We start from the raw sequence: 13896 nt of genomic DNA on the forward strand, positions 1-13896 counted from the left end.
GTGGCACTATACAGTGGTCGCTATTTTGTTAATTTTGCCGCAGCCTTAAATCAACATGGCGAAACAGCATTGCGCGGGCGTCTTGATCTGCAGAAGAGCCTCGATTATCTAGAGCAGCAATACCAGTTAAGCCTAAATACTCAACAAAGAGAGGGTTTAGCCAGCACCTATTCTGCGATTATCGACTCAACACTAGCAGCACTGTTTAATAGCCGAGAGCAACAATGGAAGTATATCGCCAGTGAGCAAAGCTCTGAACCCATAATGGTGAGCTACTACCGCTTAGTCACGAAACAAGGCTATGCCTATTACCGTTTTACCTGGTTTGAAGGTGCCATAGTGGATATGTTCAATCTCAATAGCGGAGTTGGTGCCCAGGATACCTTCGACTTAGTTGTTGATATGGACAGCTATCAGCGTCAGCATCCACAACAGCGCTTAGAGCGTTTAGGTGATTTTTTTAACTACATGCGCCAAGCCAATTACACTCAATTGATGTTTGCTTACAACGACTTGCCGAAGCCGCTTAAATTCCACGACATGGTGCTGAGCGGTATCATGCAAGCTTATACCGATAATCCCCAGATGGTATTGCCTGCCCCTTTGTGATTTACATGCAAAAGCAGCAACCAATTCACCCGCGTTTTTTTGCTTACTATTACAACCAGCAGCAATACCAGCTAGCCGAAGCCTGTTTGCGAGTATTGCCCAAGTCGGTGTTGGCTGATGTCAGGATGCAAATGGAGCTCGCAGAGTTGTACCGAGCTAAGGGGAGCAAGCTCAGGCTGAAGCCTTATTAGTAGAGGGGATTTTAAACTTCCCCGATGAGTCCTTTGCCTATTTGGGGTTGCTTGATAGCTCAATAACTGCGGGGGAATACCAACAAGCCGAGTTAGTTTTGAAAGTGTTATATGATCGTTTTGCTTTGGCCTTTAGCCGTAGCGATTTTGTGGCATTTAAGGCCGGCAGAGACTTCGTTAAAAGCCAGCAATATCAACGTTATCAAAACTATATTGATTAGTGTGTAACAACTTAGATAGCACTTTTGAGAAGCGGTTTTTAATGTAGGTAAACGTTTCATTAGAGCCGTTTCGGCTATTTTGAAATTACCCTTAGATTTTATGACCTGTATCACCGATAGTTTGAGGTTGAAGAAGGGGATTGAGGAAACGTTCTTAGTTGTTTATTTGTTGCACACGGCGAGCTGAATTTTTTGCTTATTTATTGAGATGTACTCTATGTCTTTTAGATACGATTGAAGATGACCTTGCTCGATATCGGCAATAAAGAATTCATTGCCGTTTTCAGCTTCTTTACGCATAAAAGCGATTAGAGCATGTAAACGCGCAACCATTATATCGGTTAGTTGTTCTCTTTCAGGGCTGTTGCCCCGTAGCTATCACAAAAAAGTTTTGCCCTGGCAACTTGCTCTTTAATTGAACCTAACTTATCAAGACTGTGAGTTTTAAACGGAGACCAACAATAAACAGAATAAGCTAAATCCCATACCCTTGGCGCAGGATGTGCAGTATCAAAATCAAACACACCGACCACTAAATTTTTCGAAAGAGCGACGTTGTATGGAGTAAAGTCACCGTGACAAACAACTTCAAATGGCTCTTTGGGCTCAAGCATCCACTGCTGTTTACTCAGGTCCATCTGAGACAGCAATGAAGCTGTGGCGTCATGGATTTTTCGTAGTAGTTTAGCAGCTGAAGTGAGCGCCTCGGCTGAAGTTATAGCTCCCACTAAGGGGTAGTTATATGTATCCCCAGCAATGAAACTTAAAATTTCTTGGTTTTCTTTGACCCCAATAAATCTAGGACATTGATGCAGGTTTGAATGTTCTAAATGCTTCAATAATTGATGAATCGTCGGGCTCCAAGGCTGAAGAGGTCGATAAACCACATCTCCACACCGATAGATAGCCGACTTTCTACCACCTGATAATTCTTCCATGATGCTCCCATTACAACTAGCTCAGCTTTCTGTCGTGAGCAAAGCAGCCTCCGAAGCCAAGCTATTGTTACGTAATCACTTAATTCGATTTTCTGCAAATTAATGGCGTGGCGAATTGGTTTTAGCTGTTTTAGGCGAGGTGTGCGGCCAACGCTTAAATGGCTCAATACTCTCGAAAAATTAAGACAAATACGCAAACAGCGATTATAGCAATAATGTAGAAAATTAAAGCCCGGGTTCCCGTTTTTGCCTCAGATGCCTAATATGCATTGAATTCTTTCTTACTTTGTTACCGGCCATGCTTTGAAGCAAGATTGTGTTTACCTATAGGGATAGTACCATGAGTGGGGTTTTATTTTGGTCGCTATATCTACTTTGTTACAGAGCCCATAAGCTAAGCATCTCTCGAATTTGTCATCTTAGCGATTAGTCCACTAACGCGTTTGCGCATCTCGCGCCTATCTACAATCATGTCTATAGCACCATGCTTTAAAAGGAACTCACTTCGCTGAAAGTCCTCGGGTAATTTCTCTCGAACGGTTTGTTCTATCACACGGCGTCCAGCAAAGCCGATAATTGCCTTCGGCTCGCCGATATTAATGTCACCTAGCATGGCTAGACTTGCTGAAACGCCGCCCAGCGTTTGGTCGGTTAATACCGAAATGTAAGGCAAGCCTCGACTGGATAAACGATTTAACGCAGCGCTGGTTTTTGACATTTGCATTAACGACATTAGAGATTCTTGCATACGAGCGCCACCACTAGCAGAAAAGCAAACTAATCCACAATTTGCATCAATCGCCGTTTCAACAGCCTGAACAAAACGAGCACCTACAACTGAGCCCATTGAGCCAGCCATAAAAGAAAACTCGAATGCACAGGCCACAACAGGTAAGCCCATAAGTTTTCCTCTTATCGCAACTAAAGCATCTTTTTCTCCTGTACTTTTCTGGGCCAAAGCAAGACGTTCCTTATAGCGTTTCTGATCCTTAAAATTCAGCAAATCTTTCGGTGCATAGGCACTGGCAATTTCTACTCGCTCGCCTGTATCCAAAAAGTGCTCTAAGCGACGGCGAGCCCCCATCCTCATATGGTGATCGCATTTTGGACACACCTCCAGATTTTTCTCAAGGGCGATGCGGTACAAGGTCTGATCACAGGAAGGGCATTTAACCCATACCCCTCTGGAATCGCTGCTTTACGTGTACTGATAATATTTTTCTTATTTAATAGTTTTTCTAACCAACTCATGGAAGACACCTTCAAATCACTTTAGCGAGAAATATTGTATAAGCCTGTTTCTGGTAATAAAGTGTCCTATATGGGTTTTATAATCCAATATAATGGGATTAAGTAAGATGCTGAATAAGATTGACCAACAGTGGTTAAAAAGTTTTCACTGCGTTTATGAGAACAACAGCTTTAAGCGGGCAGCAGAATTTCTAAGTTTGCCTACATCAAATATCAGTCGCCACATTGCTTTGCTGGAAGAGCGACTGGATATTCGACTATTTGACAGAACCACACGCAGAGTCATTGCTACGGATGCGGGAGAACAGCTTTATTTTCGAACGCAGCCATTGCTGGACAAACTTAATGATGCTCTTGAGGAGGTGACTCAGCACTCTCATGAAGTGATGGGGCAGCTCAACGTTCTCATGCCTGATTCGCCTGCTTTAGCTCAAGCAATGGTGTCTTTTTGTACTCGATATCCTTCAATTTCGTTATGTTGTGATACGAGCATTAGCCCGAAAGAGGATTTACTTGATGGCTTTGACATTATTTTGAGTTTTCATCGAGGAAAGCTTGAAGACAATAATTGGGTAGCTAAAGAGATTAGGCGTTGGCCAAGCGCTGTGCTGGCATCCCCTAAACTGATACAAGCGTATCCTAGGCTTTTTCAGGTTACCGATTTGAAGCACGTTCCGTGTATCAATAGTTTTACCGCGCTAAATGGAACGCCGTGGGTCTTCAAAAACGCCAAAGGTGAGCTTATTACTCAAAAGGTTCGGTCTTCATTTAAAGTCAATAGTGGCTATTTAGCTAAATCAGGCGCATTAGCTGGTTTGGGATTTGCGATACTACCAATCGAATCCTGTTGTCATGAAATAAATGCAGGCTCTCTGGAAACGGTAAAAATGGAGTATGAGCCTGAAGATTTGGTCTTGTATGCCTTTTATACGTCCAGAAAACACTTGGCAAAAAAAATCCCAGTGTTTATTGAACATTTACAGCACCAAGCAAACTTAGATAAAAGTACTTAGGCAAAATAACAATGTCACTAATAGGCGGTGTTTAAACCTCCTATGTTAGGCGCGGTGATTAGCTGTGCGCTAGGCAAGGCTCAATCTTGATTGTATTTTTATAATTCATTGATTTTTATGGGTGTATATGATTTAGTGATAAAATTAATTTTCAAGGATAGATAATGAAAAAACTTATTATTGCGAGTATCTGCTTTGGCCTGGCGGCTTGTGCTTCAACGCCTACCGTTGAAGAAGCTGTCGCAGCTTATCATACCGAACTTAATGCGCCGTACAAAGAAACCTTGCGTGAGCAGATAACTGAGGAATGTGCGCAAGTAAACTATCGAGACAATGCGGTGAAAGCACACTGTTATGTGGCCGATGATGTGATTGTTTATGAATATCGTTTATTGAAGTTTTCAATGCAGTGGAATGCTCAAGCAGCTGCAAAAATTACCAAAAGGTTATTAAAACAATATTGTGAAGACCTAAGTGATGAACCCTTAAAATACGGTTTTGGCCTATTGGTTGACCTAAAAGGGCGGAATGGTTTTGTTGGTAAGGTTAATACTTACCAAGATTGCTTAGCGCTTTAGTTTTGTTGGCGATAAAGCTCAAATTAGTTATTTGAGCTTTGCCGGGCAATTAAGCATTTGGCCACTCTTTTATAGCAAAATGCGGTGTACTTAAGCCTTTAATATCGCCTAATTCTATGGCAAATAGACCGCCGCTGAGTGGATACTGTTCTAGTTGCTGCGGGCTCATGCCATCACGCGCGGTTACCACATATAAAGTCGATAGATCCGCTCCGCCAAAGGCACACTTGGTGACGTTTAAGGCAGGAATTGCGATTTGTCGCTCCAGCTTACCTTCAGGCGTATAACGGCTAATTCTAGCGCCGTTATAATGGGCTACCCATAGGTGTTGCTCGGCATCCAGAGTGATGCCATCGGGATTACCAAAACTCCGGTCAACCTCTAGCCAGTCTTGCATGGCTAACAAGCTACCATCGCTGGCCAAAGCTGCGCGCTTAATCATAAAGTTTTCGGTATCAACAAAGTAAGCATAGCCTTGCTGGGCGCTGAATGTTGGGCCATTGGTGACCCAATAACGTGCAGGCTCGGCACTTAGTTCTAGCTCTGGAGTGAGTCGGTAGAAGCGGCCGGAAGCGGTTTTAATATCTATATCCATGGTGCCAAACCAAAGATCGCCATTGGGAGCCACCCAAGCATCGTTGCAGCGATTGTTGCTCAACTCTGGTTCTGGTTGAATCAGTGGAAAACCTTGCTGTTGTTGCAGCAATCTTACCCCATCGGCGTAGCAGGCCACAAAGGTAGCAGGCTGGCTGTCTATTTGGGTGGGTAATATGGCACTAATCATCGAGTCTTGTGGCCAGCTTTGGCGCTCGCCGCTAGTAGGATGATAACGGTGTAGCTGTTGGCCAATAATATCTACCCAGTAAAGTGCTTGTTCTGCCTCTATCCATACTACGCCTTCGCCTAGCTGAGCTTCGGCGGGCCAAATACATTTGACCTGAGCATCTTGCTGCATGTGGTTTTCCATGGTTTTCACAGTGTTTGGCCGCTTATTGTATGCACTGTTGAGCAGATGTGAAGGGGGGCGAAGGAAGCATTAAAGGCTTTCATCAAATAATCGTGAATTTGCGAAGCTGACTGCAAAACTGAGGTTTGAAGAGAGTGAGAAGATAAGGACTTAGCAGGGCTAAGCTAAGTCCTTGGTGGCTTATTTAGAGTGATTAATGCCAATGCCTCGATAGCTCACTTCGCTGATCGCGAGGTTTTGCCATTGGCCGACAGCTTTAGCTTGTATGCTTTGAGCTCTATAGAAATAGGGTTGGCGTAGTTGAGCTTGCTGTTGTGGCATGGCAAAGAACAAACGCGCCGTTTCGCCGTTTAATTGAGCACTGCTAAGGTAGGCGACTAAGGCATGCTCTAGGGCATGGTAATCGCTCTTCCAGAGATGAATTTTTAGCCCTTGATTGGCCACCGGATAAGTACCACCATCACTGGCCACAAAACGTTGGAACCATTGCGGATAGGTTTGGCTTAGGTAGTGGCTAGCTTCGGGTTCGATTAGCGCTAAACTGGCCGCCGCTTGGTCAAGCTCGGCGTATTCCCACCAAATGGCCGGTGCACCATTGGGTAAACGGCGCCAACCGCCTTCTCCCTCTTCGATGAAGGCCGCATTCAAGGTGGCCTTAAGCCCCTTGAGGCTGTTTTGTGCCAAGGTGCTATCGCCAAGATATTCTGCCGCCAGCCAGCTCATCCACCATGCTTTAGCGGTATGGCCGAAGTCGTTGTGGCGGGCCGAGTCTTGCTGATAGTCTTCGCCATGTTTAGTGCCCCAGAAGCGAAAATCATCGGGTCTGAGAAATTGCTGCATGATGGTATTGAGTAGGGCGCTGAGGTCGGCATTCCAGCGGCTCTTTTCTGGCTCCGGCAACAAAGGGGAAATAAGCAACATGTAAGCATTGATTTGGTCCAGTTGAGCCACCAGTTCAATTTCATTGCCTTGGCCGTTGCTAGAAGGGGCATTAACCCAGCGCAAACGCTGGTTTTGCTCATCCCAATATTGCTCAAAGATATAGTTTTTAACTTTGATAAGGTCGGCCAGCACTGCTGGATCACCAGTTAAATAGTAGTAAAAGGCCATGCCCAGTTGCGCGTAGGCCATGTCTTGAGTAGTGCGCTGCGCTGCCGAGAACTGTGATTTCCCTTGTTCGGTGACGCTAATCACCGAGCCGGGCTCTTCCAGCAAATGGCTGCGTAGGTAGTCAACGCCGGCCTTGGCTAATTTTAAGGCTTGAGGATCGCCAGTTAAATGAAAGATCACCCCATAAACAAAGGTATGGCGGGCTTGCATGCGAGTGTAGTTTTCATTTAAGTGCGCGGCCATCCATTTAGGCGCATTGGCCAACTCGTCACAGCTTTGGCTCAGTTGATAGGCCGAGCCATCATTACAGCGGAAGGTCGGGAAATTGCCTAGCGGAGAGCCATAGGCATCTTGATGCAGCCAAAAGGGCGCCAGCTCATTGCTGACGCTATCTAACCAACGTTGGGCAGGAGGCAGCGGCGCATCTACTGCATATGCTTGGCCTCCAGCGAATAAACAAACACTTAGTACTAACCGTTTCATGCATGGTCTCCTAAAGCTAATCCGCTAATTCTCAAAGATTTTATCTGAAGAGCCTTGCTGAAATTATGGTCGCCTGCACAGTTTTGTCTTTTTGATAAAAAAAGCGATAGCCAAGGCTATCGCTAATCAGCATTAAATTATTGCTGTCGTTTATTGTGCTGTTGCTGTACCCGTTTATACATTTTGCTTAAGTCCCGCTGATGGGCTCGTCGCTGGGCGATGCTAGCGGCATTTAGCTGCTGTTCACGCAGTAACTTTTGGTAAGAGCTTAAGCGCCTAGGGTCTAATAACCCTTGGTTGATGGCGCGCTGCACCGCACAACCTGGCTCGCTCTGATGCTGACAGTCGGCAAACTTACACTCCTCGGCCAGTTGGCTAATCTCGTCGAAGGTGTGTTTTACCCCTTGTTCACAGTCGCTTAATTGCAATTCGCGCATGCCCGGGGTGTCTAGCAGTAAACCGGCATTAGGCATTTGCAGCAGCGCTCGAGCGGTGGTGGTGTGCCTACCTTTACTATCGTCCTCACGAATGGCGCCGGTGGCATTTCGTTGTTCGCCCAGCAAGCTGTTAACCAGGGTTGATTTGCCCACCCCCGATGAGCCTAAAAACGCCACCGTTTGTCCCACGTTGCACCATGCACTTAAGGCTTGCACTTGCTCACTGTCGAGCGCATTTATGGCCAACACATTTAACATTGGCTTAAGTGCTTGAACTTGCTCGACGTAGCGTTGTGGATCGGCGCAGCCATCGGCCTTACTAAGTACCACTACCGCTTCTACCTGCGCTTCACTGGCTAAGCTGAGATAGCGTTCAATTCGATTGAGATTAAAGTCATTATTCAACGAACAAACGATGAAGGCGGTGTCGACATTCGCGGCAATTAGCTGCTGCTGTGCGCTTGGGCCTGCGGCCTTACGGCTAAATAGCGAGCTGCGCTCTAGTAGCTTTACCAAGCGAACAGCGCCTTTATGATTATGTAACCATAACCAGTCACCCACGGTTATTGGCGGTTGTTGGCTGCTTACTGGCAGCTCTAACCATCCTTGTTCTGTGGCTAGCAAGTAGTGGCTGCGATGCTGTGCAAATACGCGAGCGGCAAAACCTTGTTCAAGTTGTTCTAGGTTGAGTTGTTGATGAAAGAAGGCCTTCCATCCAAGTTGAGATAGAGAAAAACAATTACTCATTATTTACCCCAAAGCACTAAGGTGCATTCTAAATGTTTAGAGGGGGCAATGTCGCCCCGGTGATAACCGGGCTTAACAGGAAGGAGTTAGGAAGCCTGTTCCTGAGCCCGTAGGGTGTTTAATACAATCATCTTGTGTCCTCATTATTTGGGCTTATTACTGAACGATGCGAAATTGTAGCTTAAGTCCTGAAGCAAAGCTGTAAATTCATAGCTAAACTTTAACACTCCTAGTAAAAATTCATAAAATAATCCCCAAACAACTTAGCTATACCCATACTTAAACACGCTATTGTTGCAATTAGTCTCGTGAGTTAAGCCTCTGGCTTGGTGTTAAATTTTGTTTTAAACGTTTTGTGCTTAGCTCGCGTAGATGAATAACAGATGAGTTTTATCGGCAAAATATGCTGTAACGGAGATTTCTATGGATTATTTTCGACCCGCCGAAGAGCGTGGTTCCGTTGATTTGGGTTGGCTGCAAAGCCAGCATAGTTTTTCATTTGCCAATTATTACGATCCCAAACACATGGGGTACTCGGTGTTACGGGTGATCAATCAAGACACGGTGGCTCCTGCCCAAGGTTTTGCTACGCATTCCCATAAAGATATGGAAATTATTTCCTATGTTACCCAAGGTGTGGTTGAACACGTGGATAGCATGGGCAATCGTTATCAAGTTCCGGCGGGAGATATTCAAGTGATGAGTGCCGGCACTGGAGTCAGTCATTCTGAATATAATGCCTCTGACTCAGAGCCTTTGGAGTTTTTACAAATTTGGCTTAAGCCCCAACAGCTGGGATTGGCACCAGCCTACCAACAGGCGAATATTCAGCAGCGCCAAACGCTCACACCCTTAGTCACCCCCGATGGCCGAGACGGCTCGCTATTGATGAAGCAAGATGCGGCCTTGTATCGCTTAACTCTACCAGCGCACAGTGAGTTTAAATTAGAGGTGATGAAGGCTTGCGCGTATTTGCATGTGGTGTCGGGAGCCGCCAAATTGCAGCAAACTGGGCGGGAGCTGCACAATATTCGCGTCGGAGATGGCGCGGGCTTTTCTGGAGAGCCTGTATTACTGCTGACCGAAGATTACCCGCTTGAAGCGCTGTGGTTTGATTTGCCCAGCGCTTAAGTTGTGGTGACTTGAGTGCGTGGCTTAAATAGAGGCCAGCTGGAAGTCGGGGATAATTTGGCTGCGGGCGATGTGCTCGGCCACATCTAAGCCGCGTAAAAAACCATGTTGGGTGACTAATACGCTGGTAAAACCTTGAGCATTGCCGCCCAAAATGTCGGTATGCAGGGTATCACCAATCATGGCGATGCGCTTGGCTGGTATAGTGCCTCGTTGCGCACCAATGCGTTTCAAGGCCTCCTCAAAAATCGGCGCGTAGGGCTTGCCATAGCAGCGCACTAAGGGGTAGAGATCGTCGGGTAGCGTCAGGGTAAAACTGCCTGGCTCTTGAGATACCCCATGTTCAAGCGGCGCGATGAGATCGGAGTTGCCCACCCACACGGTGCGCGGTTGGGCTCTGAGCGCTTGAACAAAGCGCTGTTGGCGTTGCTCATTCCAAGCTTGGCCGCTTAAGAATAAAAACTCTTCGGCCTGCCAAAACTCTGGATCTTGTGGGTAGAAGCAGGGGCGCTCAATATCAAGGCGAAACTCATCAAGGGTGATCACCCCTAAGCTTTTACTGCCGCTTAAGTCGATGGCTTGCATGAGAACTTCACGGCTACTTATGATTTCTTGCTCGCTGAAGTCGTAACCGAGGCGTTGAAACTTCTCCACCAGCTGCGGCTTGTTTTGGGTAGCTGCGTTGGTGACGACCAGTACCATTTTGCCAGCGGCGCGCAACTTGGTAATTTGCTCACAAGCGCCGCTAATCGGGCTTGAACCCACGTTGAGCACGCCGTAGGCATCAAATAAAAATACATCAATATGCTCGACTAAATCGGTGATTTTCTGAATCACTCGGTTGGCCTGCTGCCCATTATTTTGGGGGAGTCTTTCTGGTATTGCTAAATAAGCAGTAAAAGCTTCTGAAGGGCTAGAAAACATCGTTACAACTCGATAAAAATTTGTTCTTACTGTGGCAGTTTTTTCGCTGAAAATGAAGCCGTAAAACCTTTTATACGCTGGCTGTGCCTCGTTTGGCTGAGGGTTAACAGAGAAAAGTGAATCTTTACTTGGCTTAATTTTTATAAACATTACACTCTAGCTTTTATTTTTAGCCAAGAGTGATTATGCAATACCTGTTAGCCGTGACCCTATTATGGGCCTTCTCCTTTAGTTTAATTGGCGTCTATTTAGCCGGCCAAGTGGATGCTTGGTTCTCGGTGTTGTTACGCATCGCCCTTGCCACCTTGGTATTTCTGCCTTTTTTAAAACCGAAGTCGCTAAAGCCGAAGACGGCTCTTAAGCTGATGCTAATAGGGGCCATTCAGTTGGGTTGTATGTATGGCTTCTATTATCAGTCGTTTTTGTATTTATCTGTGCCCGAAGTGTTGCTGTTTACCGTAATGACGCCTATCTACGTTACCTTGGTCAATGATTTGATTGAGCGACGCTTTAATGCGCAGTTCTTACTTAGCGCCTTTATTGCGACCTTAGGCGCGGTGGCGATCCGCTACCAAGGTATAGACCAAGGTTTTATTACCGGTTTCTTGTTGGTGCAGGGGGCTAACCTGTGTTTTGCCAGCGGCCAAGTGGGCTATAAGCGCTTAATGGCTAAGTCTAGCTTGCAGCTAGAGCAGAGTACGGTTTTTGCTTGGTTCTTCATCGGTGCCTTGTTGGTGGCCTTGCTCGGTTTTGCGCTGTTAGGTAATGCTGAAAAACTGCCTACTACAACGACTCAATGGGGGTATTAATTTATTTGGGCACGATAGCCTCGGGTGTCGGTTATTTTGCTTGGAATAAAGGGGCCACCTTAGTGAACGTAGGCGCCTTGGCGGTCGCCAATAACCTACTTATTCCCGCCGGTATCGCGGTCAACCTATTAATCTGGAACCATGACGCCGACGTACTGCGCTTAAGTATTGGCGCAGGGATTATTATTGCTGCGCTGGCCTTAAATGAGCGTAGTTGGAATAAACGCAAGGCTAAGTTAAGCGCTTCTTAGTCTGTTAATTAGAGAGGCGGTAGGTTTAACCGCCTCTTCACTTTATGGGCTTAGCGCACTGTTGCATGTGGCTTAAGCTAGGTGCTTAGGGCAGCTCAAAAGCCTGTCTAATTTGCTCAAAGCTCACTAACTTAAAGTTTTGGTTTTGTAGCGCATAGTTTGGGTCAACGTTGTACCAATCTTGGGCTATAAATAAGCCTTCCGGATAGGCTTCGCCAAGGTAGGCGGCAGTGGCTACAATGCCATCGGTATCGCTGGCCCCATCAAAGCCCTGTTGATCATCGGCAATAATCGCAAAACTGCCTACTACTTGGTTCTGTTGGTTAAGATCATACAGCACGTAGCTATTATTGCCTTGGCTAGAGGCTAGCAGGTATTTGTTGCTGCCGTCGTCGTACAGGGTCAGGCCTTCTATGTCGGCGACCAGCTGTTGGCCATCAACACTGGCGAAAGCGGTGGCTTCGCCGCTGGCGGTTTCTTCGGCATTAAAACTCCAAATGCCCACATCTTCTTCGCCCACATATAGGGTGGCAGTTTGGTCATCTACCACACAGCCTTCGGGTTGGCTTTCTACTTGTAATTGCCTGACCATTTGCCCATGAATACCTTGTTCGCTAGGGCTTAAACGCCATTGTTCTATCACCCCATTTTTACCGTTTACAAATACATAGGGAGTATCATCGGCGGCCAGATACATACATAGGCCATAGACCTCATCCACCGAAGAGACTAACTGATCTTGATCGAGTTGTTCACCAAGTGCAGGCAGTTTAACGATAGGCTCTTGACCATTGCTGGCGGCCTGAATTTGATAGAGGCTAATGGTATTGAGTTCGCGATTGGAGGCGGCGGCAAGAGTGAAGCTTGAGCCATCCCAATTGACGATGTTTTGGCGTAAATCGACGTTATTGGGCTCGCCTTCCTGCAAGTATTGTAATAGTTGGCCGTCCAGATTGTAGGCCATTAGTCCGCCTTGCTTATTGGTGGCAATGATTAGGCTGGCGCTAGGCTCATCTTGGTTGAGCCAAAATGCCGGATCGTCGGCGGCATCGCCATCGTCGTCTACCGCTTCAGTTTCGCCATTAGACTTCACCAATTTGATGTTGCTATTGCTTAGCTCGCGGTGGCTGAGGCTGGATGTGATTGGTGCGCTGGCCAGCTCTGGTAGCGTGTTGAGACTGGCATAAGCGAGTTTTTCGTACACTGGTTGCTCAAGTTCGCTATTACCCAACCATAGGCCATCTCGTGCTACGGCGAGAGTTTTGGTTTCATCAAAACCTACCACTGTAGTTTGCGCGCTAAAGCTCAGGTCATCGCGCTGATAAAACAATAAGCCAGCGCCTTCGTCGGCCACCACTAAGTAGCCTTGACCATCGTCTTGATAGCTTAGGCCGATGCCTTCAATTTCTTCGAGGTGACCCAGCGGTGCCACGCTGTCGACCAGTTTGCGTTCTTTAACGTTTTCAGCATCGGCGCCATAGGCCCAGATGCCGACATTTTGCTCGGCAATATATAAATTTGCGGTTTCATCATCCACCGCACAAGCGCTTAATTTACCGCCTACGTTAAGCTCGCGTACCGCTTGGGGAAGACCGGTGCCATCGACAATGGTGCTGTTGATGTTGGCGCCGTCGAAGTCCAGTTTGTACTGTTTGGCGATGCCTAAATCGGAGACGCCAATCACGCTTAACTCACTGGTGGTGGTATTTTTGTAAAGGCACAGCCCTTCAGCAGCAAAGTCCAGCGCCAATTCACCCAAGCTAAGTAGCTCTGGTTCGGCCTTGGCTTGATGAGCAATCGAGTAGAAGGCAATGCTTTGTTCGTCGGGTAAAGCCAGAGCCACTAGGTCGATGCTATCGCCGTTGCTGGCGGTGATTTGATAGCGCAGATCGGCGCTGGTGACCTCACCTAATTCTGCATGCAGGACTTGCTGGCCTTGACTGTCGAAAAGGGCCAGGCCGTCACCTTCCAAACTGACTAACAATAAATCTAGAGAGGCATCGCTGGCTGACTGCCAGACTGCGGCATCGGCGATATCTTCATAGCTGTGAGATGTTTTGAGTTCGCTAGTGAGCAAAACTTCAGGATTGGTTTGACCATTGTCGTCGCTGCCACAGCCGCTGAGTCCGGCGGCGAGAACTAGGCTGCTAAGAGCAAGTTTACGCATTTTTCTTTCCTTGAAAGGTGTTAAAAAGTGGCTAGACGCTAAAAGTCTAAGATGACTTTTTTGTGACAG

The 13896-nt window shown here is 46.7% G+C and carries 12 protein-coding genes and 2 pseudogenes; 7 read left to right on the forward strand and 7 right to left on the reverse strand.

Annotation, left to right across the window (positions count from 1 at the left end; translation table 11 throughout):
* From AR383_RS18340 to AR383_RS18350, 3 genes are read left to right on the forward strand one after another with little or no spacing between them, the layout of a single operon-like run.
* On the forward strand, nucleotides 1-609 hold the full coding sequence (locus AR383_RS18340; RefSeq protein ID WP_055734443.1) for a hypothetical protein: 609 nt from the start codon (nucleotides 1-3) through the stop codon (nucleotides 607-609).
* A 5-nt stretch (nucleotides 610-614) separates the two neighbouring features.
* The gene (locus AR383_RS18345; RefSeq protein ID WP_157051788.1) at nucleotides 615-800 is read left to right on the forward strand and encodes a hypothetical protein; all 186 of its coding nucleotides are present in this window, start codon (nucleotides 615-617) and stop codon (nucleotides 798-800) included.
* Between the two features lie 41 nt (nucleotides 801-841).
* Nucleotides 842-1021, forward strand: coding sequence for a hypothetical protein (locus AR383_RS18350; RefSeq protein ID WP_055734445.1), 180 nt, complete (start codon nucleotides 842-844; stop codon nucleotides 1019-1021).
* Nucleotides 1022-1362: 341 nt separating this feature from the next.
* Here AR383_RS18350 and AR383_RS18355 read toward each other — a convergent pair whose 3' ends face one another.
* The gene (locus AR383_RS18355; RefSeq protein ID WP_198150173.1) at nucleotides 1363-1959 is read right to left on the reverse strand and encodes an aminoglycoside phosphotransferase family protein; all 597 of its coding nucleotides are present in this window, start codon (nucleotides 1957-1959) and stop codon (nucleotides 1363-1365) included.
* Between the two features lie 394 nt (nucleotides 1960-2353).
* A pseudogene (gene accD, locus AR383_RS18360) lies at nucleotides 2354-3210 on the reverse strand (acetyl-CoA carboxylase, carboxyltransferase subunit beta).
* Between the two features lie 107 nt (nucleotides 3211-3317).
* Here accD and AR383_RS18365 point away from each other — a divergent pair.
* Entirely contained in the window at nucleotides 3318-4223 is a 906-nt protein-coding gene (locus tag AR383_RS18365) for a LysR family transcriptional regulator (RefSeq protein WP_188407357.1), read from the forward strand.
* Nucleotides 4224-4387: 164 nt separating this feature from the next.
* Entirely contained in the window at nucleotides 4388-4801 is a 414-nt protein-coding gene (locus AR383_RS18370) for a hypothetical protein (RefSeq protein WP_055734447.1), read from the forward strand.
* Between the two features lie 49 nt (nucleotides 4802-4850).
* Here AR383_RS18370 and AR383_RS18375 read toward each other — a convergent pair whose 3' ends face one another.
* From AR383_RS18375 to rsgA, 3 genes are all read right to left on the reverse strand, one after another.
* Complete coding sequence (locus AR383_RS18375) at nucleotides 4851-5756, reverse strand: SMP-30/gluconolactonase/LRE family protein (RefSeq protein ID WP_055734448.1); 906 nt, start codon at nucleotides 5754-5756, stop codon at nucleotides 4851-4853.
* A gap of 192 nt (nucleotides 5757-5948) precedes the next feature.
* The gene (locus AR383_RS18380; protein ID WP_055734449.1) at nucleotides 5949-7361 is read right to left on the reverse strand and encodes an AGE family epimerase/isomerase; all 1413 of its coding nucleotides are present in this window, start codon (nucleotides 7359-7361) and stop codon (nucleotides 5949-5951) included.
* A gap of 137 nt (nucleotides 7362-7498) precedes the next feature.
* Nucleotides 7499-8545 (reverse strand): ribosome small subunit-dependent GTPase A, encoded by a 1047-nt coding sequence (gene rsgA / locus AR383_RS18385; protein ID WP_055734450.1) that lies wholly within the window; start codon nucleotides 8543-8545, stop codon nucleotides 7499-7501.
* A gap of 423 nt (nucleotides 8546-8968) precedes the next feature.
* Here rsgA and AR383_RS18390 point away from each other — a divergent pair, with 423 nt between their 5' ends.
* Complete coding sequence (locus AR383_RS18390) at nucleotides 8969-9676, forward strand: pirin family protein (protein WP_055734451.1); 708 nt, start codon at nucleotides 8969-8971, stop codon at nucleotides 9674-9676.
* A gap of 24 nt (nucleotides 9677-9700) precedes the next feature.
* On the opposite strand, the gene AR383_RS18395 is transcribed toward AR383_RS18390, so the two are convergent.
* Nucleotides 9701-10600, reverse strand: a complete 900-nt coding sequence (locus AR383_RS18395; RefSeq protein WP_188407356.1) for an HAD-IIA family hydrolase — start codon at nucleotides 10598-10600, stop codon at nucleotides 9701-9703.
* A gap of 185 nt (nucleotides 10601-10785) precedes the next feature.
* Between AR383_RS18395 and AR383_RS18400 the strand changes: the two are divergent.
* Nucleotides 10786-11660, forward strand: a pseudogene (locus tag AR383_RS18400) (DMT family transporter).
* An 85-nt stretch (nucleotides 11661-11745) separates the two neighbouring features.
* Here the strand turns inward: AR383_RS18400 and AR383_RS18405 are convergent.
* Complete coding sequence (locus AR383_RS18405; RefSeq protein WP_055734453.1) at nucleotides 11746-13827, reverse strand: phytase; 2082 nt, start codon at nucleotides 13825-13827, stop codon at nucleotides 11746-11748.
* Nucleotides 13828-13896: the final 69 nt, after the last annotated feature.

It is taken from the genome of Agarivorans gilvus (genome assembly GCF_001420915.1).
Lineage (GTDB): Bacteria > Pseudomonadota > Gammaproteobacteria > Enterobacterales > Celerinatantimonadaceae > Agarivorans > Agarivorans gilvus.